We start from the raw sequence: 20,231 nt of genomic DNA, 5'->3' as shown, positions 1-20,231 counted from the left end.
TTCTTATTTGAATATAGACACAATCGCGTTCCAGATAGATACGAAGAAATCAATGACTTTCTGGATGAAGTTTTTGCCTTCATCTGATTCTATGAATTTCGTAATCTTATCTTTCGCTTTATCAAGCTGGTCACTGACCTGTCCCCAGTCAATGTCAGCATTTTTCATCTTATTGAATAGGGAGACAAGCTGATTCTTTTGGCTGTCTGTAAGCGTGACATTTAAATCAGAAGCTGCGTCATCCACTTGTTTTTCGATGTCAGCTTTATTATCAGGCACCCCGTTTTTAGCAAACTCTTCTTTGATTTTTGCAATCAGGGCTGATGCATTTTCGTTACCGATTTTGTCTCCAAGCTCTGATGTCGTGACAAGCTCTTGGTTGGCGACCTGCTTAACATCCTCCGAGATCGCTTCGTCAGAAGAAACTTCATACGCCTTAATCAATCCAGTTAAAGCCGCAGTCCCAGATACTTCAAACGGTGCTGTAACATACACCTTCGCATCTTTAACACCGGCTGTCATCAGTGCATTCAGGTACATTTCATCCGTGATGCCGCTGATATTATGGGTCTCAACATTCAATCCGGAGCCTTTTTTGGCAATGGTGATTGAGGATGAAGAAATCGCTCTCGATCCGATTTGCGCGTTTGATATATATTTTCCTAAATATTCATGTTCTTCTTTATTGGTCACGGTTACCGTTGTGGCATTATCAGGGACATTGATTTCATCAAGCACTTTTTGTTTGTCGGATTCTGACAAATCAGCACCCAGTGTTACAATGACATCTCCAACTGCGGCATCCGCGAGACTGACCTTCGGAACCGTCAGCAGCAAAACGGCCGCTGCCAGCATTCCAATCCAAATTTTCTTCAAAGCAGTTTGACCTCCTTCAATTTCACAAGCAGCTGGATAGTGCTGCTTTGTGAGGACCTGAATCATGAAAAATACAGTTCCGTTAGGTTAGACGGAGATAAAGAGATTCAGGTTTCATTTTTATTTTTTAGTAAAGCTCGGGAGATTCGTTTTCCCCCGAAAGGTGTGGTATAATAGCCGCGACAAGGAGAGACAGGCTATAACCTATCATACATAATCTCCTTTGAAAATTAAAATAAAGAAAGTAGGCATACAATTGAAAACAGGTTACTTTTTATTAGAAGACGGGAACAAAATTGAATTTGAACTTTATCCTGAAGCTGCACCTGGAACTGTTGCAAACTTTGAAAAGCTTGCAAACGAAGGCTTTTATGACGGGCTTACATTCCATCGAGTGATCCCTGGCTTCGTCAGCCAAGGCGGATGCCCGCACGGAACTGGTACTGGCGGCCCAGGATACACAATCAAATGTGAAACAGAAGGAAACCCGCATACACATGAGGCGGGCGCACTTTCTATGGCACATGCCGGAAAAGACACTGGCGGCAGCCAATTTTTCATCGTTCATGAGCCACAGCCTCATTTGAACGGTGTTCACACTGTATTTGGTAAAGTAACAAGCGGATTAGAATTCGCGAAAAACATGTCTAATGGCGACGTCATGAAAGAAGTTCGTGTAGAAGGCTAATCGGCAGGCAAAAGGCTTCCTCTTAGAGAGGAAGCTTTTTTTATTGGCCAAAAATGTTCAATAAAAAACCGCCGAATGCTGATGGCGGTTGGCAAAACCAGGTGTTTAATTAGTGACCCCCGTGTATTGAATACATTAAAAAGTTTTGGTGACGTTCTGATCAGTAAATTGATGATTAATCATTTTAGCCTTGCTTACAAAGTTATTTTCAAAGACAATTCCTGTGTTTAAACCTCCGGAGCCAAACACAGATTTGGACAAAGTTAAAGGCCTGATCATAAAAGCGCCGCCTACGTTAATTACACTGTTCCCGGAAACGTTGTTTATATTAATAGGATAATCAATCATACTATCAAGTCTCCTTTCATATCATTCTATTTTTTATATGTATTAGTGCTAAAGTTGATTAGCGTAAACTTAATGGCAAAAATATTTAGGAGATGCCTGTTCATTGGGATTGGTATTTTATAGTAAAATAAATCAAATAAACGTGATGTAATGAAAAGGAGATCGCGATATGGACAACAAAGGCTGTATAAAATGCGGCAGTACTGAAGCAGGACAAAAAGAAATAGCCACAACCGGCACGGGATTATCAAAGCTGTTTGACGTGCAGCATAACCGATTTCTAGTGGTTTACTGTAAGAACTGCGGATATTCAGAGTTTTATAATAAAGAGTCTTCAACTGCCGGGAATATATTGGATTTACTTTTTAGAGGCTGATCCATGTTTTCGAGCTTGAATGATTTTAAACATATTATGAAAGCAAAAACGGATGCGGTTACACCTGTGAAATAGGTTGCCGCCAACATTCCAGTAACCTTTATGACGTGAATTGTTTTTTGTCAAGTGCCATGGGTATCATGGACTGAGAGATCATGGAATGCAGTAAATGAACAAACTGTTCGTAACCTCATGCCTTATATACGATCTAAAGATTTAGCATATAAGAACTCTCTTTCTTCTGAGTCCATCGCTTCTGAATTATGCGATTCATTTCTTACAATATTTGCAGGCTTAGTTATGATCGATAAGAAAAAATAGGCATGATGTGGGTAGAAGATGAAGATTAACAGTTTGTAAAATCACTTCAATGGTCCTAATGGGATTTTTTTTCGATTCGTGATAACATAAATTGAAGACCGTTGTTTATTGGAGGAAATCAGTTGAAATCAGAAAATGTTTCGAAGAAAAAATCAATATTAGAATGGGCAAAAGCAATTGTGATTGCTGTCGTTCTTGCTTTGCTCATCCGCAACTTTATTTTTGCGCCGTATGTCGTTGATGGTGACTCTATGTATCCTACACTTCACAACCGTGAAAGGGTCTTTGTCAATATGACAGTCAAATACATCGGCGAGTTTGATAGAGGAGACATCGTCGTGTTAAACGGAGATGATGTTCACTATGTCAAACGTATTATTGGCCTTCCCGGCGATACGGTTGAGATGAAAAATGACCAGCTCTATATCAACGGGAAAAAGGTGGACGAACCTTATTTGGCAGCTAATAAAAAGAGAGCGAAACAGGACGGTAAACCTTTGACCGATGATTTCGGCCCGGTTAAAGTGCCTGATAACAAGTATTTTGTGATGGGTGACAATCGTCGGAATTCCATGGACAGCCGTAACGGACTTGGCCTCTTCACGAAAAAACAAATTGCGGGTACGTCAAAGTTTGTTTTCTACCCGTTTAACGAAATGCGCAAAACAAATTAGGATCAAGCAGTTTCCCATTGGGGCTGCTTTTTTTATATCTTTTTTACGGTCATCCCCTAAAAACAGAACATAAATTCGTATATCTATAGAAAAGAAATTTTTGCAGAAATGTGAAACATATTCCCGTTATGCATCGTTATATTAATAATTTACGAGAATTTACGGTTTTTTATTCATGAAAAAAAGGAATAACTCATATGAATGAATAGATTCATATTGGCTGGAGGTTTAGAAATGGGAAGAATAAAAACCAAGATTACCATTCTGTTAGTGCTTTTGCTTTTACTTGCAGGCGGTTATATGTACATAAATGATGTTGAGCTGAAGGATGTTCCGACAGCAATTGGACAAACCTTGTCCTCGGAAGAAGAGGAATACACCATCCAGGAATATAAAGTGACGAAAATTGACGGCTCAGAGTATCATGGAGTAGCAGAAAACGGAACGAAAATCATCTTCAACGGAAAAAAATTAAATCAGGATTTATCTGATATAAAAGAAGGTGACAAGATTAAGGCATACTTCAGCAAATCAAAGCGGATCGACGGATTAATCAAGGTTGCAAAAGTGAATGATTAACAAAACATCACCTTTCGGATCGAAGGGTGATGTTTTGTTTTTCTCAAATTGTAAGTTTATTTCATTGCGTACTTTAAAAAGGATCGCTATAATAGCCAATAAGGACAAATGAATAAAGATTGTATCCTTCGGGGCAGGGTGGAAATCCCGACCGGCGGTAGTAAAGCACATTTGCTTTAGAGCCCGTGACCCGTGTGCATAAGCACGCGGTGGATTCAGTTTAAGCTGAAGCCGACAGTGAAAGTCTGGATGGGAGAAGGATGATGAACCGCTATGCAAATGGTTCAAAAATGCATAGTGTTATTTCCTATTGCGTAAAATACCTAAAGCCCCGAATTTTTTATAAATTCGGGGCTTTTTTGACGGTAAATAACAAAAGAGGGGAGGGAAACAAATGGAAGAGTATTATATGAAGCTGGCGTTAGATCTTGCGAAGCAGGGCGAAGGACAGACCGAATCCAATCCGCTCGTCGGCGCTGTTGTCGTAAAGGACGGACAAATTGTCGGAATGGGCGCCCATTTAAAATATGGGGAAGCTCATGCAGAAGTTCATGCCATCCATATGGCTGGAGCACATGCAGAGGGTGCCGACATTTACGTTACACTCGAACCGTGCAGCCATTACGGAAAAACACCGCCATGTGCAGAATTGATTATCAACTCTGGCATCAAAAGAGTGTTCGTGGCGATGAGAGATCCTAATCCGCTTGTGGCTGGAAGAGGGATCAGCATGATGAAAGAAGCCGGCATTGAGGTAAGGGAAGGCATCCTGGCAGACCAGGCGGAGAGGCTGAATGAAAAATTTCTGCACTTTATGAGGACAGGCCTTCCGTACGTCACGCTAAAAGCGGCTGCCAGCCTTGACGGCAAGATAGCTACCAGCAAGGGTGACAGCAAATGGATCACGTCAGAGGCTGCAAGACAGGATGCTCAGCAATACAGGAAAACACACCAAAGCATTTTAGTCGGAGTTGGCACAGTGAAAGCCGACAATCCGAGCTTAACCTGCAGACTGCCGAATGTAACAAAACAGCCGGTTCGGGTCATACTTGATACCGTACTCTCGATTCCTGAGGACGCTAAAGTGATTTGCGATCAAATAGCGCCGACATGGATTTTTACGACGGCACGCGCAGACGAGGAAAAGAAAAAACGGCTTTCAGCTTTCGGAGTGAACATATTTACACTTGAAACCGAGCGCATTCAAATTCCCGATGTTTTGAAGATCCTAGCGGAAGAAGGCATCATGTCGGTGTATGTGGAAGGCGGTTCAGCTGTTCACGGAAGCTTTGTCAAAGAAGGCTGTTTTCAAGAAATCATCTTCTATTTTGCCCCTAAACTAATCGGAGGAACGCATGCTCCCAGCTTAATCTCCGGTGAAGGTTTTCAATCAATGAAAGATGTCCCCTTATTACAATTCACTGATATAACCCAAATCGGCCGTGATATCAAACTGACGGCAAAACCGACAAAGGAATAGGATGGTGACCATGTTTACAGGAATTATCGAAGAAACAGGCACAATCGAATCCATGAAAAAAGCAGGGCATTCAATGGCCTTAACAATTAAATGCTCAAAGATTTTAGAGGATGTTCATCTTGGCGACAGCATTGCAGTGAACGGCATTTGTCTGACTGTCACTGATTTTACAAAAAATCAATTCACAGTGGATGTTATGCCTGAAACAGTCAAAGCTACGTCACTGAATGATTTAACAAAAGGAAGCAAAGTAAATCTGGAAAGAGCAATGGCGGCAAACGGCCGTTTCGGAGGCCATTTCGTCTCAGGCCATGTCGACGGAACTGCGGAAATCACACGAATTGAAGAGAAAAGCAACGCAGTTTACTATGATTTAAAAATGGACCCGTCATTAACAAAAACATTGGTTTTAAAGGGATCAATTACTGTGGATGGCGTGAGCTTAACCATATTCGGCCTGACAGAAGACACAGTGACGATCTCCTTAATACCGCATACAATCAGCGAAACGATCTTTTCAGAAAAAACGATCGGCTCTAAAGTGAATATCGAATGCGATATGATCGGAAAATATATGTATCGATTTTTGCATAAAGCCAATGAAAATAAGACCCAACAAACCATTACAAAAGCCTTCTTAAGCGAAAACGGCTTTTAGAGAGGAAGATTTGCATGTTTCATCCGATAGAAGAAGCACTGGACGCTTTAAAAAAAGGCGAAGTCATCATCGTTGTAGATGATGAAGACAGAGAAAATGAAGGAGACTTTGTGGCTCTTGCCGAGCATGCAACGCCGGAAGTCATTAACTTTATGGCGACACATGGGAGAGGACTGATCTGCACGCCGCTCAGTGAGGAAATCGCAGACAGGCTTGATCTTCACCCTATGGTGGAGCATAATACAGATTCTCACCATACTGCATTTACCGTAAGCATAGACCATCGTGAAACGAAAACAGGTATCAGCGCTCAAGAAAGATCTTTTACCGTTCAAGCATTGCTGGACAGCACATCCGTGCCATCTGATTTTCAGCGTCCGGGGCACATTTTTCCGCTGATTGCGAAAAAAGGAGGTGTCCTGAAAAGAGCGGGCCATACAGAAGCTGCTGTTGATCTTGCTGAAGCCTGCGGATCTCCAGGAGCCGGCGTCATTTGTGAAATTATGAATGAAGACGGAACGATGGCGAGAGTGCCTGAGCTCATTGAAATTGCGAAAAAGCATCAATTAAAAATGATCACCATTAAGGATTTGATTCAATACCGTTACAATCTGACAACACTCGTCGAGCGTGAAGTTGACATTACGCTGCCTACTGATTTTGGGACATTTAAGGTTTATGGATACACAAATGAGGTAGATGGAAAAGAGCATGTCGCATTTGTGATGGGAGATGTGCCGTTCGGAGAAGAACCGGTATTGGTCCGGGTGCATTCAGAATGTCTCACAGGTGACGTGTTTGGCTCTCATCGCTGTGATTGTGGACCGCAGCTGCACGCCGCGCTGAACCAAATTGCCGCAGAAGGCCGTGGAGTGCTTCTGTACTTGCGCCAAGAAGGACGAGGCATCGGTTTAATCAATAAATTAAAAGCTTATAAGCTTCAGGAACAAGGTTATGACACCGTAGAAGCCAATGAGGCGCTTGGATTCTTGCCGGATCTTCGCAACTATGGCATCGGAGCACAAATTTTACGCGACCTCGGTGTCCGGAATATGAAGCTTTTGACGAATAATCCGCGAAAAATCGCAGGCCTTGAAGGCTACGGACTCAGTATTTCAGAAAGAGTGCCGCTTCAAATGGAGGCGAAAGAACACAATAAAAAATATTTGCAAACCAAAATGAACAAGCTAGGTCATTTACTTCATTTCTAATCACAAATATCACAAAAAAGGATGGGAATCATATGAATATCATACAAGGAAATTTAGTTGGTACAGGTCTTAAAATCGGAATCGTAGTAGGAAGATTTAATGATTTTATTACGAGCAAGCTGCTGAGCGGAGCAGAAGATGCGCTGCTCAGACATGGCGTAGACACAAATGACATTGATGTGGCTTGGGTTCCAGGCGCATTTGAAATACCGTTTGTTGCGAAAAAAATGGCGGAAACAAAAAAATATGATGCTATTATCACATTGGGCACTGTCATCAGAGGCGCTACGACACATTACGATTATGTCTGCAATGAAGCTGCAAAAGGCATCGCGCAAGCAGCAAACACTACTGGTGTACCTGTCATCTTTGGAATTGTAACAACTGAAAACATCGAACAGGCCATCGAGCGTGCGGGAACAAAAGCGGGCAACAAAGGTGTAGATTGTGCTGTTTCTGCCATTGAAATGGCAAATTTAAACCGCTCATTTGAATAATTTGCTGAAAACAGTTTAAAAATATGGCGAAAATGATATAATGTGAGAAAACGGATCACCTATTCGTATCCGTTAATAGCAGACTGGACATTTTGGATATAGAGGGGTTTTTATGTTAATTCGTTATAAAAAATCGTTTGAAAAGATTGCGATGGGGCTTCTTTCGTTTATGCCGAATGAAAAAGACCTTAAGCAGCTTCAGCAGACAATTAAGGACTACGAAACGGATACAGACCGCCAGCTCTTTCTTTGGAAAGAGGACGAGGATATCGTCGGAGCAATCGGAGTCGAAAAAAAGGATTCTGAGGTTGAGATCCGGCATATCAGTGTGAATCCTTCTCATCGCCATCAAGGAATCGGAAAACAGATGATGGATGCTTTAAAGCATTTATTCAAAACGCAAGTACTGGTTCCAAATGAATTAACGCAGAGCTTTTTCGAACGTTGTCAAGGTCAGCAGGATCAAGACATTTCATACAATAATTAAGCAGAGGCTGTCATCAGCCTCTGCTTTTTTTTCTGCGTTCTATTTCTTTTTCACGTTCACGGATGACGTCAGTCCGATCCCGCAAACGGTGTTTGTCGATAAGAAATATGTTCCTGAGTGCACTGGGCTGCCCCCATGTATACTTTTTTTTCCTGCATTCGATCCTGCATGCTTCCTCCAGTTTCTCATCTTTGATTGGCAGCATAATGCTTTTATAGGCAGAGCCCGTCTCGATTTGTTCGTAAACCGATTGCATAAGTTCGAGCAAACGGCCATGATCAAGCCCTAAGTCTTCGACTGCCCGGTGTTCTGCTTGAAGAATCCGGATGCTGTTCGCCATCAGTCTTTTTGCCCCGGCTGTATTCTGCCTTCTGTGATGATATAAAGCCACTGCAAGCTGAATAAAGCCCACCCAATAGCGTTTTCGTTTCTTTGGCGGATCTTCCTTCCAATATTCTTCTAATATTTCATGGCATTCAAAATAATCCCGTGTCGCGTGAAACTCAACGAGATAATCTATATAAGCTTTCGGATACAAGGTGTTTCCTCCTTTAATGTGCTTTTAGTGTACCATAGAAGGGATAAAAGGAAAAAAGAACGCTCGGCCTCTATTGCTTCTTAGAAAGGAAAACCAGAAGCTAAGGCTTTTTCTCCTGCTTCTGCGCTCCGAGCAAACACCTCTCGTGTTTTGAATATTCTGTACAAACTTGTTCAAAACAGGAAATGAAATAGTATTGGACGAGAGCTTTTTGGTGGCTTATACTATAGGGTAGCCAGTTTTTCCGGCAATGAGAGTGATACTTGAAAATGGTGAGATGATGGAAGAATATCAAGTGAAAATTGATACGTTTGAGGGCCCATTGGACCTGCTGCTTCATTTAATCAATCGTCTTGAAATTGACATATATGATATACCTGTGGCGAAGATCACTGAACAATATTTATTATATGTACATACGATGCGTGTGCTTGAGCTCGATATGGCCAGCGAGTATTTGGTTATGGCTGCCACGCTGCTCAGCATTAAAAGCAGAATGCTGCTCCCGAAGCAAGAGGAGGAGCTTTTTGAAGATGAATTACTTGAAGAAGAAGATCCGCGGGAGGAACTGATTGAAAAGCTGATTGAGTATCGAAAATATAAAGATGCGGCGAAGGATTTAAAAGAACGGGAAGAAGAAAGACATAAATCGTTCACGAAACCGCCGAGTGATTTGAGTGAATATGCAAAAGATGTAAAACAGTCTGAGCAAAAGCTCTCTGTCACGGTCTATGATATGATCGGAGCTTTTCAAAAAGTGCTGAAACGCAAAAAAATAAACAGGCCGATGGAAACAACAATTACAAGACAGGACATACCAATCGAAGCCAGAATGAACGAAATCGTGCACAGCTTGAAATCTAGAGGAACGAGAATCAACTTTATGGATCTGTTTCCATATGAGCAAAAAGAACATTTAGTAGTGACCTTTCTAGCTGTTCTCGAGCTGATGAAAAATCAGCTGGTCCTCATTGAACAGGAGCACAATTTTTCAGATATTTACATTACGGGGAGTGAATCCATTCATGGGGCTTGATATCGTGAATTGGAAAGCTATTGTAGAAGCCCTTCTTTATGCTGCAGGCGATGAAGGGCTTACAAAAAAGCAGCTGTTAACAGTGCTTGAAATCGAAGAGCCTGAACTGAACACGATCATGGCGGATGTGGCGGACGAATACCGCGGAGATACACGAGGGATTGAACTTATTGAGTATGCAGATACGTACATGCTCTCTACCAAAAAAGACTTTGCGCCTTACTTGAAAAAACTGATTGAAGTGCCGTCAAAGGGCCTTTCTCAGGCATCTTTAGAAGTACTGGCCATTGTTTCATACAAACAGCCAATTACGAGAGCAGAAATTGAAGAAATCAGAGGAGTAAAATCAGAGCGGATTTTACACAGTCTTGTCGCGAAGGCGCTATTGTGTGAAGTAGGGCGTGCCGATGGTCCGGGGCGGGCCATTTTATACGGTACTACGCCGACTTTTCTTGAACAATTCGGTCTGAAAACGCTGGACGAGCTTCCGCCGCTGCCTGAAAATGCGGAAGAAGACGTTCTTCAAGAAGAAGCAGATTTATTTTTTGAAAACTTTAACCAAACCTTCGAAGATATAAAATAGAAGTTTAATGAATCGCGCTTTTTCATCATCATAAGATATAAGGAAGAAGCTATCATGAAAGAAGCAAAATGTGAGAGACAAAGACATGAGGGGAAGATACCAAACGAAATGGGACATTCGATTGTGCGAGCGCAGACTCAAAAAACAGGCGAATTCTTATCAATGGTTGTCAATACCGTGAACGATTACCTAAATCAAACGACGCTTGAGTCCTTACAGGCTGAATTGCCTATTGAAAAAGGATACTGCTGTGATGTGCTGAGCACTCTGAGAAGAATGGCAGTATTTTGTGAAGGAGGCGCAGAAGCGTGCCGCCGTCTCCTGATGCAGGAGCCTTTTCAGGAAGCCAGAGCGGAAAAAACACTTTATAATGTGTATCACCAATGCATTGAAGAGTTCTTTATGCCGAAAAAAGACACGTGGTGTGAAAATAGCCGGGCGTCTTATACCGGGGTCAGCGCAATTGAGTTTTATCATGCTGTTCCTGCGTCGCTTGAGCAATTATTATTGCCGTTGAGCGCGGCCTTTCTGAAGATGAGGGAAGAGCTGGCTCATTACGAAGCGTCCGGATCAAGCATGGCGCCAATCAGATAACGTTTACTCTCCCTTTTTCAGGGAGAGTTTTTTTATGTTTGCTTCCAGAAATATAATTGTTATTCATAACTGATGGACATGCGCATAAACTTGTACAAACCACCACAAGGACGTGAGCAAACATGCGCATTTTCAAAAAAGCAGTATTCGTGATCATGATTTCTTTTCTAATTGCAACCGTAAATGTGAATACAGCACATGCTGCTATAGATGTCAGTGCAAAAAGCGCGATCATTATTGACGGTGCGTCAGGCAGAGTGTTATATGCCAAGGATGAGCATCAAAAAAGGCGGATCGCGAGCATCACAAAAATTATGACCGCCGTCCTCGCCATCGAATCCGGCAAAATGGATCAAACGGTGACGGTTTCGGCAAATGCTGTCAGAACAGAAGGCTCCGCCATTTATTTAACAGAAGGTCAAAAAGTGAAGCTAAAAGATCTTGTGTATGGCCTGATGCTAAGATCAGGAAACGACGCCGCTGTCGCGATTGCTGAGCATGTCGGTGGGAGCCTCGATGGGTTTGTTTATATGATGAATCAAAAAGCCGAGCAGCTTGGTATGAAAAACACCCGTTTTCAAAACCCGCACGGATTGGACGACCATGAAAATCATTATTCAACAGCCTATGACATGGCCATTTTAACTAAGTATGCTATGAAGCTGAAAGACTATCAAAAGATTTCAGGCACAAAAATATACAAAGCGGAAACGATGGAAAGCGTATGGAAAAACAAAAATAAACTGCTGACCATGCTATATCCGTACAGCACAGGAGGAAAAACAGGCTATACAAAACTTGCAAAACGGACACTGGTCTCTACGGCTTCAAAGGACAGCATTGACCTGATAGCCGTCACCATTAATGACCCTAATGATTGGGATGACCATATGAAGATGTTTAACTATGTGTTTGAGCATTATCAAACCTATTTAATTGCAAAAAAAGGGGATATTCCAAAGCTGAAAGGCACATTTTATGAATCGAAGGCTTTTATCAAACGTGATATCACCTATTTGCTGACTGAAGAGGAAAAAGAAGATGTGAAAATTAATACCACACTGCTCAAGCCGAAAAAAGCATGGGAAAAAGATGCCTCGAAAATCCCTGACATCGTAGGGCACATGGAGATCATGTTCAACGATGCAACCATCGCAAAAGTGCCGATCTATTATGAAAATGAGCGGCATCAAAAACCGAAGAAACAATTTTTTGAAACGTTTAAATCAATCTTTCTGAATGCGGCAGGCGGAGCAAAATGGTCAATATAATTTGGGTCAGTTTAACCGTGATCGGACTCGTTTTTGCGATGTGCAACGGAACTCTGCAAGATGTAAATGAAGCCGTGTTTAAGGGTGCGAAAGAAGCGATTACGATTTCATTTGGATTGATGAGCGTGCTTGTTTTCTGGCTTGGCTTAATGAAAATCGCCGAGCAGTCAGGTCTTTTGGATATTTTCAGCCGGATGTGCAGGCCTTTTATATCTAAACTGTTCCCTGATATACCGCCAGATCACCCGGCGATGGGCTATATTTTATCTAATCTTATGGCGAATTTCTTCGGCCTCGGAAATGCAGCAACTCCGCTTGGCATTAAAGCAATGGAACAAATGAAAAAGCTGAATGGAAACCGATCGGAAGCAAGCCGGTCAATGATTACTTTTTTAGCTGTTAATACGTCCTGCATCACACTCATCCCGACAACGGTGATCGCTGTCCGAATGGCTTATTCCTCCAAAACGCCGACAGATATCGTCGGGCCAAGCATTTTGGCAACGCTTATTTCCGGAATCGGTGCCATTATCATTGATCGGTATTTTTATTACCGCCGCAAAAAGAAGGGAAGGTGAGCGGATGGAAATCATCAACTGGCTGTCTTTAGCCATGATTCCAATCATTATTGCCGGAATTCTTCTTTATGGAACGATCAAAAAGGTTCCGACATATGAATCGTTTGTCGAAGGCGGGAAAGAGGGGATAGAAATTGCCTTTTCCATTATCCCCTATTTAGTCGGAATGCTTGTCGCTATAACTGTTTTCAGATCATCAGGCGCGCTTGATTTTATAATGGATCTTTTAAAACCGGCTTTCTCCGCTATCGGCATTCCTGCTGAAGTAGTGCCGCTTGCTCTGATCCGCCCGATCTCCGGTACGGCCGCTCTCGGAATGACGACCGATTTAATTGCAGTATACGGGCCCGATTCCTTTATCGGCAGGCTGGCTTCCGTCATGCAGGGATCTACAGATACAACGCTTTACGTACTGACTGTGTATTTCGGAGCAGTCGGCATTAAAAAAATGGGTGATGCATTAAAGGTGGGACTTCTTGCAGATTTAATCGGCGTAGTTGCATCTATCATCATCGTTACGTTATTATTTGGGAGCGCCTGAAAACGGCGTTTTTTTTAGATTTGGCATAGGAATTTGAAAAAGCTTGTTTGTTAAGGTTGAAAAAAGTAAGATAATACTTGAGGTGAAAGACATGGAAAGACTGCAAAAAGTGATTGCTCATGCCGGAGTTGCGTCGCGCAGAAAGGCAGAAGAGCTGATTAAAGAAGGAAAAGTAAAGGTGAATGGCAAAGTAGTAACAGAGCTAGGTGTTAAGGTCACCGGTTCTGATCAGATTGAGGTAAACGGGTTAAAGGTTGAACGCGAAGAGCCGGTTTACTTTCTCTTATATAAACCAAGAGGCGTTATTTCCGCAGCGCAAGATGATAAAGGACGCAAAGTGGTGACGGACTTTTTTAAAAATATTCCGCAGCGCATTTATCCGATTGGGCGTCTGGACTATGATACGAGCGGTCTTTTGCTTTTAACCAATGACGGCGAATTCGCCAATAAGCTGATGCACCCTAAGTATGAAATAGACAAAACATACGTGGCGAAGGTGAAAGGAATCCCGCCTAAAGAGCTGCTCAGAAAGCTGGAGCGCGGAATTAGGCTGGAAGAAGGCAAAACAGCGCCTGCTAAAGCGAAGCTGCTGTCCTTGGATAAGAAAAAGCAGACAAGCATTATTCAGCTGACGATCCATGAGGGACGCAACAGACAGGTGCGCCGCATGTTTGAAGCGATCGGACATGAGGTAATCAAGCTGAAGCGTGAGGAATACGCGTTTTTAAACCTGCGAGGCCTGCACACGGGCGATGCCAGAGAGCTTACGCCTCACGAAGTAAAAAGGCTCAGAGCACTGGCGGATCACGGTAAAAACGCTTTCTAAATTTCACATAACCTTCAAAAAGTAAGAAATGTGAAATGAACGTGCAATGATATAATTGAATGGATCTGCAATAGGGGGAAGGGGGCAGTGGACAATGAAGAAAAAAAGGCGTTTATTCATTCGGACCGGCATCCTTCTCGTTTTAATCTGCGCACTCGGCTATACCATTTACAATGCTGTATTTGCCGGCAAAGAGAGTATATCCGAAGGGTCCGACGCACCGAATTTTGTCCTTGAGGATACGAATGGGAAACGTATCGAGCTCAGTGACTTAAAAGGGAAAGGTGTTTTTTTGAATTTCTGGGGTACATGGTGTGAACCGTGCAAAAAAGAGTTTCCTTATATGGCAAACCAATATAAGCATTTTAAAAGCCAAGGTGTTGAAATTGTCGCTGTAAATGTTGGGGAGTCAAAGATAGCAGTACATAATTTTATGAAATCCTACGGAGTCAATTTCCCGGTTGTTCTGGATACAGATCGCCAAGTGCTTGATGCCTATGACGTATCTCCGCTTCCGACAACCTTTTTGATCAATCCGGAAGGAAAAGTTGTCAAGGTGGTGACCGGCACTATGACAGAAAGCATGATACACGATTATATGAATCTCATAAAACCCGGAGAGACTTCGGGATGAAGCAAGTCAAATGTGAATGCGGACATATAAACCCGGTCGGAACCGTTTTATGCGAATCGTGCGGAAGAGCTCTTCAGGAAACTCAACCTCCGCTCGCTGATATGAGATATGACGGAAGCGCAAGACGTTCGCAAACCTATAACAAAACGATCATCGATAAAATTTGGAATTTCTTTTCCTCGGTTAAGGTGGGAATATGGCTTATCGTCATAACCCTTGCCGCATCAGCGTTCGGCACCATTTTTCCCCAGGAAGCCTATCTGCCTCCGGGCGCACAGGCTGATACTTATTACAAGGAGCAGTACGGCACGTTCGGCCAGCTTTATTATTTGCTAGGGTTTCATCATTTATATGGTTCTTGGTGGTATTTGCTGCTCATTGCCTCGATCGGCATTTCACTTGTGATTTGCAGCCTTGATCGGGTCATTCCGTTGTACAGAGCGTTAAAAAACCAAGGCGTCAGAAGGAGTCCGGCTTTTTTAAGAAGGCAGCGCTTGTTCAGTGAAACAGTTACTGTACTGAACGGGGAATCGAAAGAAAAGATAGTTGCTCTATTAAAGAAAAAACATTATAGAATCAGAGAAAAAGAGGGCAGCATTCTTGCTGAAAAAGGACGCTTTTCCCGATGGGGCCCGTATGTCAACCACATTGGATTAATCATCTTTCTGGTTGGTGCGATGCTGAGATTTGTGCCTGGCATGTATGTCGATGAGACGCTTTGGGTCAGAGAAGGCGAAACCGCCGCAATTCCGGGTACAGACGGAAAATATTATTTGAAAAACAATCAATTCAGCGTAGAGACCTATAACAGCAAAACAGAAAAAAAGGTATTTGCAGATGCCATTGACAGAGTCGGGGACGGTAGAGTGGCAAAGAACTTTCAAACCGATGCCGTACTCTACAAGAGAGAAGGAAAAATTGTTTATGGCGAGAAGCCGAAGCTGAAAAAAGTAACAGAAGAAGACATCCGTGTCAATCAGCCGCTGCGTTTTGATTCTTTTTCCGTTTACCAGGTGGATTACAAAGAGAATCAGCTTGACCAAATGGTGTTCCAGCTGATTGATAAAAAAACAAAAAAATCCTTTGGGAGCCTGAAGATCAACCTTCTGGATCCAGATTCGGTCTATGATCTTGGCAACGGTTACAAGGTGGAAATCGCCAGCTACCTGCCTGACTTCTATTTTAATCAGGACGGAGAGCCGAGCACAAAAACAAAGATCCCTAACAATCCGGCTTTTGTCTTTAATATTATAACGCCAGACAAACCGAAAGGCGAAAAGAGCTTTGTCGCCATCCAAGAAACCATCGAAGGATCAGGCAATAATAAATACAAGCTGAAATTTGACCATGTCGAAACGAAAAACATTACTGGACTTACAGTCAGAAAGGATCTGACACTCTGGGTGCTTGCTGTCGGCGGAGCCATTTTTATGATCGGTGTTATTCAAGGTATGTACTGGCAGCATCGAAGAATTTGGCTGCACTCACAGGACGGTGCAGTTATGGTAGCGGGGCATACCAATAAAAACTGGTTTGGCCTGAAGAAGGATTTAGCATTTATATTGGCTGATTCCGGACTGACTGAACCGGTGGACCAAAAAGAATTAATCAAAACACAGAAATAGGCGAAAAGGGAGTGATGTCATGGCAGAGCTGAGCGGAAATTTTCTTTATGCGGCCTTTCTTGTGTATTTAATCGCTGTCCCGATCTTCGGCGGGGCCATACGCGGGAATAAAGATAAAAAGGGCAAGCCAAACCGATGGGCCAACATTGGAATCACCCTTTCTATTGTCGGTTTTTTCTGCCACCTTGGATATTTCATCACAAGGTGGGCTGCCAGCGGCCATGCGCCGGTCAGCAATATGTTTGAATTCACCACCGCTTTTGGCATGATGCTTGTTTTGGCGTTTATCATTCTTTATTTTCTCTATAGATTGCCTTCATTAGGCCTGTTTACGCTGTCAATTGCTTTATTGCTGATTGCCTACGCCAGCATGTTTCCGACAGATATCTCGCCTTTAATTCCTTCGCTCCAAAGCAACTGGCTGTATATTCATGTAACAACGGCCGCGCTTGGGCAAGCTATACTTGCCATCAGCTTTGTCGCTGGTGTCATCTTTCTTTTGAAGCATGTAGACCAGACAAAGCCAAGCAAAAAGACCTTCTGGCTTGAAGCGATTATGTTTATCCTGGTCACAACCGTCGCCTTTATTGCAATCACATCAGCATTTCGTCTTGCAGGCTATGAAGCGGAGTTTAACTGGGTGGACAAAAGTAAAGAAAAAAGCGTGATGGTGTACGAAATGCCCGCGCTTGTCGGTCCGCATCAGGGAGAGCTTTTGACCGAAGGAAGAATGGAACCGCTTGTTGATCTTCCCGCGCTTTTCTCAGGCAGAAAAGTGAACACTGTCATTTGGTCATTTGGAGCAGGTCTTGTGTTGTATGGGGCTCTCCGTCTGATCATCAGAAAAAGAATCAGCGCTCTATTACATCCGCTGGTGAAAAACGTCAATCTTGATCTGGTGGATGAGGTTGGGTACAGGGCCGTATCAATCGGATTTCCGATCTTTACACTCGGCGCGCTGATCTTTGCAATGATTTGGGCTCAGCTCGCGTGGACTAGATTTTGGGGCTGGGACCCTAAGGAAGTATGGGCGCTGATCACATTTTTGTTCTATGCCGCTTACTTGCATTTAAGACTGTCAAGAGGCTGGCACGGTGAGAAGTCAGCATGGCTGGCCGTAATCGGTTTTGCTATTATTATGTTTAATTTAATATTCGTAAATCTTGTGCTTGCCGGACTTCATTCTTATGCATAGTCCTTTGAAAGCGACACAGTTCTCAAACTTTCTCACGATTTGATAAAATGAAAGTAACAGAAGGAAAGCAGGGGGAAAACATGGACCAAACGAACGAAACAAAAATATTAGTAGTTGATGACGAAGCCAGAATTCGCCGCCTTTTAAGAATGTATCTTGAACGTGAAAATTATGCTATAGATGAAGCTGAAAATGGTGATGAAGCCATTACTAAAGGGCTTGAAGCCAATTATGACTTAATTTTGCTTGATCTGATGATGCCGGGGACTGATGGAATTGAAGTGTGCCGGCAAATTCGTGAAAAAAAAGCGACACCCATTATCATGCTGACCGCAAAAGGAGAAGAAGCAAACCGGGTGCAGGGGTTTGAAGCGGGAACAGATGATTATATTGTTAAGCCGTTCAGCCCGAGAGAAGTCGTGCTGCGTGTAAAGGCCCTTTTGAGAAGAGCATCCCAAACCTCTTATTTCAATGCCAATACACCGACGAAAAATGTGCTCGTGTTTTCACATCTGTCAATAGACCATGATGCTCACCGCGTAACAGCTGATGGAACAGAAGTGAGCCTGACGCCAAAAGAGTATGAGCTTCTATATTTCTTAGCGAAAACGCCTGACAAGGTGTATGATCGGGAAAAGCTTCTGAAAGAAGTGTGGCAATATGAGTTTTTTGGTGATTTACGCACAGTGGACACTCACGTCAAACGCTTGAGAGAGAAGCTGAACAAGGTATCTCCGGAAGCTGCGAAAAAAATTGTCACCGTATGGGGTGTAGGTTATAAATTTGAGGTCGGCGCTGAATGAAATTTTGGAAAAGCGTAGTAGGCAAGCTGTGGTTTACGATCCTTTCACTCGTCTTGATCGTATTGTTCATTTTAACGGTTCTTTTGCTGGAGTTTATTGAAAACTACCATGTGGAAGAAGCCGAGAATGATTTAACACAGCTTGCGAATAAAGTTGCTGTCATCCTAGAAAATCACGAGGACCAGGCACTGGCAAGGTCAATCACTTGGGAGCTCGCTGATAACTTAACAAGCATTGCCATCATCCAGGATGAGAAGAACCACTGGTATTCTCCGAATGATAAAAATCGCCTGTCGTCTATAACGGTTGAGCAAATACAGCATGACAAAGACTTAAATAAAGCTCTCCAAGACCATAAAAAAGTAAGCAAACGGACGGGACTGAGCGATACAGACACGGATAATGAACGCCTGATTGTAGGTGTCCCGTATGAAAAAGACGGAAAGAAAGGCATGGTCTTTTTATCCCAGTCTTTGCTTGCCGTTAAAGATACAACAAAACATACGACCCGCTATATTTTTCTTGCCGCTGGAATTGCGATTGTGCTGACCACATTTTTCGCATTCTTTTTATCAAGCAGGGTCACCTACCCTCTCCGAAAAATGAGAGAAGGCGCGCAGGATTTGGCGAAGGGCAAGTTCGATACAAAAATCCCGATTTTAACTCAGGATGAAATCGGTGAACTGGCGACCGCTTTTAATCAAATGGGCCGGCAGCTTAACTTTCATATCAATGCGCTCAATCAAGAAAAAGAGCAGCTTTCTAACATTTTGAGCAGTATGGCTGACGGGGTTATTACCATTAATATTGACGGTACGATTCTTGTGACCAACCCGCCGGCTGAACGTTTTCTTCAGGCTTGGTATTATGAACAGAACATGAATATCAAAGAAGGCGACAACCTTCCGCCTGAAGCAAAAGAGCTGTTTCAAAACGCTGTCAGCACTGAAAAAGAACAAATGATTGAGATGACGCTGCAAGGCAGATCATGGGTGCTTTTGATGTCGCCGCTTTATGCGGAATCGCACGTCAGAGGAGCGGTTGCCGTACTGCGTGACATGACAGAAGAACGCCGCCTTGATAAGCTGCGGGAGGACTTTATCGCAAATGTCAGTCATGAGCTGAGAACACCAATCTCCATGCTTCAGGGATACAGTGAAGCAATTGTCGATGACATTGCAAGCTCTGAAGAAGACCGGAAAGAAATTGCCCAAATCATTTATGACGAATCGCTCCGAATGGGCCGTTTAGTTAATGATTTGCTTGATTTAGCCCGAATGGAATCAGGCCATACAGGCTTACATTATGAAAAAATCAATGTGAATGAGTTTTTAGAAAAGATCATTCGGAAGTTTTCCGGTGTTGCGAAAGAAAAAAATATTGCTTTACATCATGACATTTCTCTCACAGAAGAGGAATTTATGTTTGATGAAGACAAGATGGAGCAGGTATTTACCAATTTGATCGATAACGCGTTGCGGCATACTTCATCCGGTGGCAGTGTCTCCATTTCAGTCCATTCTGTGAAGGATGGATTGAAAATTGATATCAAAGACTCCGGGTCCGGCATACCGGAAGAAGATCTGCCATTTATCTTTGAGCGGTTTTATAAGGCAGATAAAGCGCGAACAAGGGGCAGAGCAGGAACCGGGTTAGGGCTGGCTATCGTTAAAAATATCGTGGAAGCCCACAACGGATCAATTACTGTGCACAGCCGAATAGATAAAGGAACAACATTTACTTTTTATATTCCGACAAAACGGTAAAATCGAGTCTGAATTTGCCGAAGAATCTTGTTCCATAAGAAACACC

Annotated in this window: 24 protein-coding genes, 1 pseudogene and 1 riboswitch; of the genes and pseudogenes, 21 read left to right on the top strand and 4 right to left on the bottom strand. The window is 42.9% G+C overall.

Annotated features, from left to right (window positions below):
- Positions 1–3 precede the first annotated feature (3 nt).
- Positions 4–876 (bottom strand): DUF1002 domain-containing protein, encoded by an 873-nt coding sequence (locus M1D65_RS11450; protein WP_456270578.1) that lies wholly within the window; start codon positions 874–876, stop codon positions 4–6.
- Between the two features lie 256 nt (positions 877–1,132).
- On the opposite strand from M1D65_RS11450, the gene M1D65_RS11445 reads away from it, so the two are divergent.
- Positions 1,133–1,564 carry a peptidylprolyl isomerase gene (locus M1D65_RS11445; RefSeq protein WP_003223931.1) on the top strand — a complete coding sequence of 144 codons (432 nt, stop codon included), beginning with the start codon at positions 1,133–1,135 and terminating at the stop codon, positions 1,562–1,564.
- Between the two features lie 135 nt (positions 1,565–1,699).
- Here M1D65_RS11445 and M1D65_RS11440 read toward each other — a convergent pair whose 3' ends face one another.
- On the bottom strand, positions 1,700–1,912 hold the full coding sequence (locus tag M1D65_RS11440; RefSeq protein WP_003230479.1) for a spore germination protein: 213 nt from the start codon (positions 1,910–1,912) through the stop codon (positions 1,700–1,702).
- A gap of 169 nt (positions 1,913–2,081) precedes the next feature.
- On the opposite strand from M1D65_RS11440, the gene M1D65_RS11435 reads away from it, so the two are divergent.
- Positions 2,082–2,288 carry a zinc ribbon domain-containing protein gene (locus tag M1D65_RS11435; protein WP_032726068.1) on the top strand — a complete coding sequence of 69 codons (207 nt, stop codon included), beginning with the start codon at positions 2,082–2,084 and terminating at the stop codon, positions 2,286–2,288.
- On the opposite strand, the pseudogene M1D65_RS11430 reads toward M1D65_RS11435, so the two are convergent.
- Positions 2,231–2,465, bottom strand: a pseudogene (locus M1D65_RS11430) (hypothetical protein). The gene M1D65_RS11435 and the pseudogene M1D65_RS11430 sit on opposite strands and share 58 nt — an antisense overlap.
- Before the next feature lie 266 nt (positions 2,466–2,731).
- On the opposite strand from M1D65_RS11430, the gene sipS reads away from it, so the two are divergent.
- The 7 genes from sipS (at position 2,732) to ribT (ending at position 8,195) form a co-directional block, all read left to right on the top strand.
- Positions 2,732–3,283: a signal peptidase I sipS gene (gene sipS / locus M1D65_RS11425; RefSeq protein WP_032726067.1), complete on the top strand. Its 552-nt coding sequence runs from the start codon at positions 2,732–2,734 to the stop codon at positions 3,281–3,283.
- Positions 3,284–3,517: 234 nt separating this feature from the next.
- Positions 3,518–3,862, top strand: coding sequence for a hypothetical protein (locus M1D65_RS11420; RefSeq protein WP_003230488.1), 345 nt, complete (start codon positions 3,518–3,520; stop codon positions 3,860–3,862).
- 120 nt (positions 3,863–3,982) lie between these two features.
- Positions 3,983–4,127: riboswitch (FMN riboswitch) on the top strand.
- Between the two features lie 129 nt (positions 4,128–4,256).
- The gene (ribD, locus tag M1D65_RS11415) at positions 4,257–5,342 is read left to right on the top strand and encodes a bifunctional diaminohydroxyphosphoribosylaminopyrimidine deaminase/5-amino-6-(5-phosphoribosylamino)uracil reductase RibD (protein ID WP_032726066.1); all 1,086 of its coding nucleotides are present in this window, start codon (positions 4,257–4,259) and stop codon (positions 5,340–5,342) included.
- A 10-nt stretch (positions 5,343–5,352) separates the two neighbouring features.
- The gene (gene ribE, locus M1D65_RS11410; protein WP_014480161.1) at positions 5,353–6,000 is read left to right on the top strand and encodes a riboflavin synthase subunit alpha; all 648 of its coding nucleotides are present in this window, start codon (positions 5,353–5,355) and stop codon (positions 5,998–6,000) included.
- A gap of 14 nt (positions 6,001–6,014) precedes the next feature.
- Entirely contained in the window at positions 6,015–7,211 is a 1,197-nt protein-coding gene (locus M1D65_RS11405) for a bifunctional 3,4-dihydroxy-2-butanone-4-phosphate synthase/GTP cyclohydrolase II (RefSeq protein ID WP_032726065.1), read from the top strand.
- 32 nt (positions 7,212–7,243) lie between these two features.
- Complete coding sequence (gene ribH / locus M1D65_RS11400; RefSeq protein WP_064671058.1) at positions 7,244–7,708, top strand: 6,7-dimethyl-8-ribityllumazine synthase; 465 nt, start codon at positions 7,244–7,246, stop codon at positions 7,706–7,708.
- A 112-nt stretch (positions 7,709–7,820) separates the two neighbouring features.
- Positions 7,821–8,195, top strand: coding sequence for a GNAT family N-acetyltransferase RibT (ribT, locus tag M1D65_RS11395; RefSeq protein ID WP_003223910.1), 375 nt, complete (start codon positions 7,821–7,823; stop codon positions 8,193–8,195).
- 13 nt (positions 8,196–8,208) lie between these two features.
- Here ribT and M1D65_RS11390 read toward each other — a convergent pair whose 3' ends face one another.
- Positions 8,209–8,733 (bottom strand): DUF309 domain-containing protein, encoded by a 525-nt coding sequence (locus M1D65_RS11390; protein WP_032726064.1) that lies wholly within the window; start codon positions 8,731–8,733, stop codon positions 8,209–8,211.
- A 280-nt stretch (positions 8,734–9,013) separates the two neighbouring features.
- Between M1D65_RS11390 and scpA the strand changes: the two genes are divergently transcribed.
- The 12 genes from scpA to resE all read left to right on the top strand — a co-directional run bounded on the left by scpA (position 9,014) and on the right by resE (position 20,185).
- Complete coding sequence (gene scpA, locus M1D65_RS11385) at positions 9,014–9,769, top strand: segregation/condensation protein A (protein ID WP_064671143.1); 756 nt, start codon at positions 9,014–9,016, stop codon at positions 9,767–9,769.
- Entirely contained in the window at positions 9,759–10,352 is a 594-nt protein-coding gene (gene scpB / locus M1D65_RS11380) for an SMC-Scp complex subunit ScpB (protein WP_003223904.1), read from the top strand. The genes scpA and scpB overlap by 11 nt, the downstream gene beginning before the upstream one ends.
- Positions 10,353–10,406: 54 nt before the next feature.
- Positions 10,407–10,946, top strand: coding sequence for a YpuI family protein (locus tag M1D65_RS11375; protein ID WP_014477219.1), 540 nt, complete (start codon positions 10,407–10,409; stop codon positions 10,944–10,946).
- Between the two features lie 122 nt (positions 10,947–11,068).
- Positions 11,069–12,217: a D-alanyl-D-alanine carboxypeptidase DacB gene (dacB, locus tag M1D65_RS11370; protein ID WP_014477218.1), complete on the top strand. Its 1,149-nt coding sequence runs from the start codon at positions 11,069–11,071 to the stop codon at positions 12,215–12,217.
- Positions 12,205–12,795: a spore maturation protein SpmA gene (gene spmA, locus M1D65_RS11365; RefSeq protein ID WP_004398980.1), complete on the top strand. Its 591-nt coding sequence runs from the start codon at positions 12,205–12,207 to the stop codon at positions 12,793–12,795. Before dacB ends, spmA begins: the two co-directional genes overlap by 13 nt.
- A gap of 4 nt (positions 12,796–12,799) precedes the next feature.
- Positions 12,800–13,336 (top strand): spore maturation protein SpmB, encoded by a 537-nt coding sequence (spmB, locus tag M1D65_RS11360; protein ID WP_003230509.1) that lies wholly within the window; start codon positions 12,800–12,802, stop codon positions 13,334–13,336.
- Positions 13,337–13,427: 91 nt separating this feature from the next.
- Complete coding sequence (rluB, locus tag M1D65_RS11355; RefSeq protein ID WP_004398815.1) at positions 13,428–14,162, top strand: 23S rRNA pseudouridine(2605) synthase RluB; 735 nt, start codon at positions 13,428–13,430, stop codon at positions 14,160–14,162.
- Positions 14,163–14,256: 94 nt separating this feature from the next.
- Positions 14,257–14,796 carry a thiol-disulfide oxidoreductase ResA gene (gene resA / locus M1D65_RS11350; protein ID WP_003230513.1) on the top strand — a complete coding sequence of 180 codons (540 nt, stop codon included), beginning with the start codon at positions 14,257–14,259 and terminating at the stop codon, positions 14,794–14,796.
- The gene (resB, locus tag M1D65_RS11345; RefSeq protein ID WP_032726063.1) at positions 14,793–16,421 is read left to right on the top strand and encodes a cytochrome c biogenesis protein ResB; all 1,629 of its coding nucleotides are present in this window, start codon (positions 14,793–14,795) and stop codon (positions 16,419–16,421) included. The genes resA and resB overlap by 4 nt, the downstream gene beginning before the upstream one ends.
- A gap of 19 nt (positions 16,422–16,440) precedes the next feature.
- The gene (resC, locus tag M1D65_RS11340) at positions 16,441–17,616 is read left to right on the top strand and encodes a cytochrome c biogenesis protein ResC (RefSeq protein ID WP_032726062.1); all 1,176 of its coding nucleotides are present in this window, start codon (positions 16,441–16,443) and stop codon (positions 17,614–17,616) included.
- 80 nt (positions 17,617–17,696) lie between these two features.
- Positions 17,697–18,419, top strand: a complete 723-nt coding sequence (gene resD, locus M1D65_RS11335) for a DNA-binding response regulator ResD (RefSeq protein WP_032726061.1) — start codon at positions 17,697–17,699, stop codon at positions 18,417–18,419.
- Positions 18,416–20,185, top strand: coding sequence for a sensor histidine kinase ResE (gene resE, locus M1D65_RS11330; protein ID WP_014477214.1), 1,770 nt, complete (start codon positions 18,416–18,418; stop codon positions 20,183–20,185). Before resD ends, resE begins: the two co-directional genes overlap by 4 nt.
- The last annotated feature ends 46 nt before the right edge of the window (positions 20,186–20,231 follow it).

This window comes from Bacillus sp. JZ39 (assembly GCF_053903145.1).
Note: the sequence above shows the minus strand (reverse complement) of the source record. Positions and strands in the feature narration are given on the sequence as shown.

Excerpts from the sequence above, each read along its gene's own strand:
- M1D65_RS11440 (WP_003230479.1), bottom strand. The coding sequence starts at position 1,912 with ATGATTGATTATCCTATTAATATAAACAACGTTTCCGGGAACAGTGTA.
- M1D65_RS11435 (WP_032726068.1), top strand. The coding sequence starts at position 2,082 with ATGGACAACAAAGGCTGTATAAAATGCGGCAGTACTGAAGCAGGACAA.
- M1D65_RS11420 (WP_003230488.1), top strand. The coding sequence starts at position 3,518 with ATGGGAAGAATAAAAACCAAGATTACCATTCTGTTAGTGCTTTTGCTT.
- ribD (WP_032726066.1), top strand. The coding sequence starts at position 4,257 with ATGGAAGAGTATTATATGAAGCTGGCGTTAGATCTTGCGAAGCAGGGC.
- ribE (WP_014480161.1), top strand. The coding sequence starts at position 5,353 with ATGTTTACAGGAATTATCGAAGAAACAGGCACAATCGAATCCATGAAA.
- M1D65_RS11405 (WP_032726065.1), top strand. The coding sequence starts at position 6,015 with ATGTTTCATCCGATAGAAGAAGCACTGGACGCTTTAAAAAAAGGCGAA.
- ribH (WP_064671058.1), top strand. The coding sequence starts at position 7,244 with ATGAATATCATACAAGGAAATTTAGTTGGTACAGGTCTTAAAATCGGA.
- ribT (WP_003223910.1), top strand. The coding sequence starts at position 7,821 with ATGTTAATTCGTTATAAAAAATCGTTTGAAAAGATTGCGATGGGGCTT.
- scpA (WP_064671143.1), top strand. The coding sequence starts at position 9,014 with ATGGAAGAATATCAAGTGAAAATTGATACGTTTGAGGGCCCATTGGAC.
- scpB (WP_003223904.1), top strand. The coding sequence starts at position 9,759 with ATGGGGCTTGATATCGTGAATTGGAAAGCTATTGTAGAAGCCCTTCTT.
- M1D65_RS11375 (WP_014477219.1), top strand. The coding sequence starts at position 10,407 with ATGAAAGAAGCAAAATGTGAGAGACAAAGACATGAGGGGAAGATACCA.
- dacB (WP_014477218.1), top strand. The coding sequence starts at position 11,069 with ATGCGCATTTTCAAAAAAGCAGTATTCGTGATCATGATTTCTTTTCTA.
- spmA (WP_004398980.1), top strand. The coding sequence starts at position 12,205 with ATGGTCAATATAATTTGGGTCAGTTTAACCGTGATCGGACTCGTTTTT.
- spmB (WP_003230509.1), top strand. The coding sequence starts at position 12,800 with ATGGAAATCATCAACTGGCTGTCTTTAGCCATGATTCCAATCATTATT.
- rluB (WP_004398815.1), top strand. The coding sequence starts at position 13,428 with ATGGAAAGACTGCAAAAAGTGATTGCTCATGCCGGAGTTGCGTCGCGC.
- resA (WP_003230513.1), top strand. The coding sequence starts at position 14,257 with ATGAAGAAAAAAAGGCGTTTATTCATTCGGACCGGCATCCTTCTCGTT.
- resB (WP_032726063.1), top strand. The coding sequence starts at position 14,793 with ATGAAGCAAGTCAAATGTGAATGCGGACATATAAACCCGGTCGGAACC.
- resC (WP_032726062.1), top strand. The coding sequence starts at position 16,441 with ATGGCAGAGCTGAGCGGAAATTTTCTTTATGCGGCCTTTCTTGTGTAT.
- resD (WP_032726061.1), top strand. The coding sequence starts at position 17,697 with ATGGACCAAACGAACGAAACAAAAATATTAGTAGTTGATGACGAAGCC.
- resE (WP_014477214.1), top strand. The coding sequence starts at position 18,416 with ATGAAATTTTGGAAAAGCGTAGTAGGCAAGCTGTGGTTTACGATCCTT.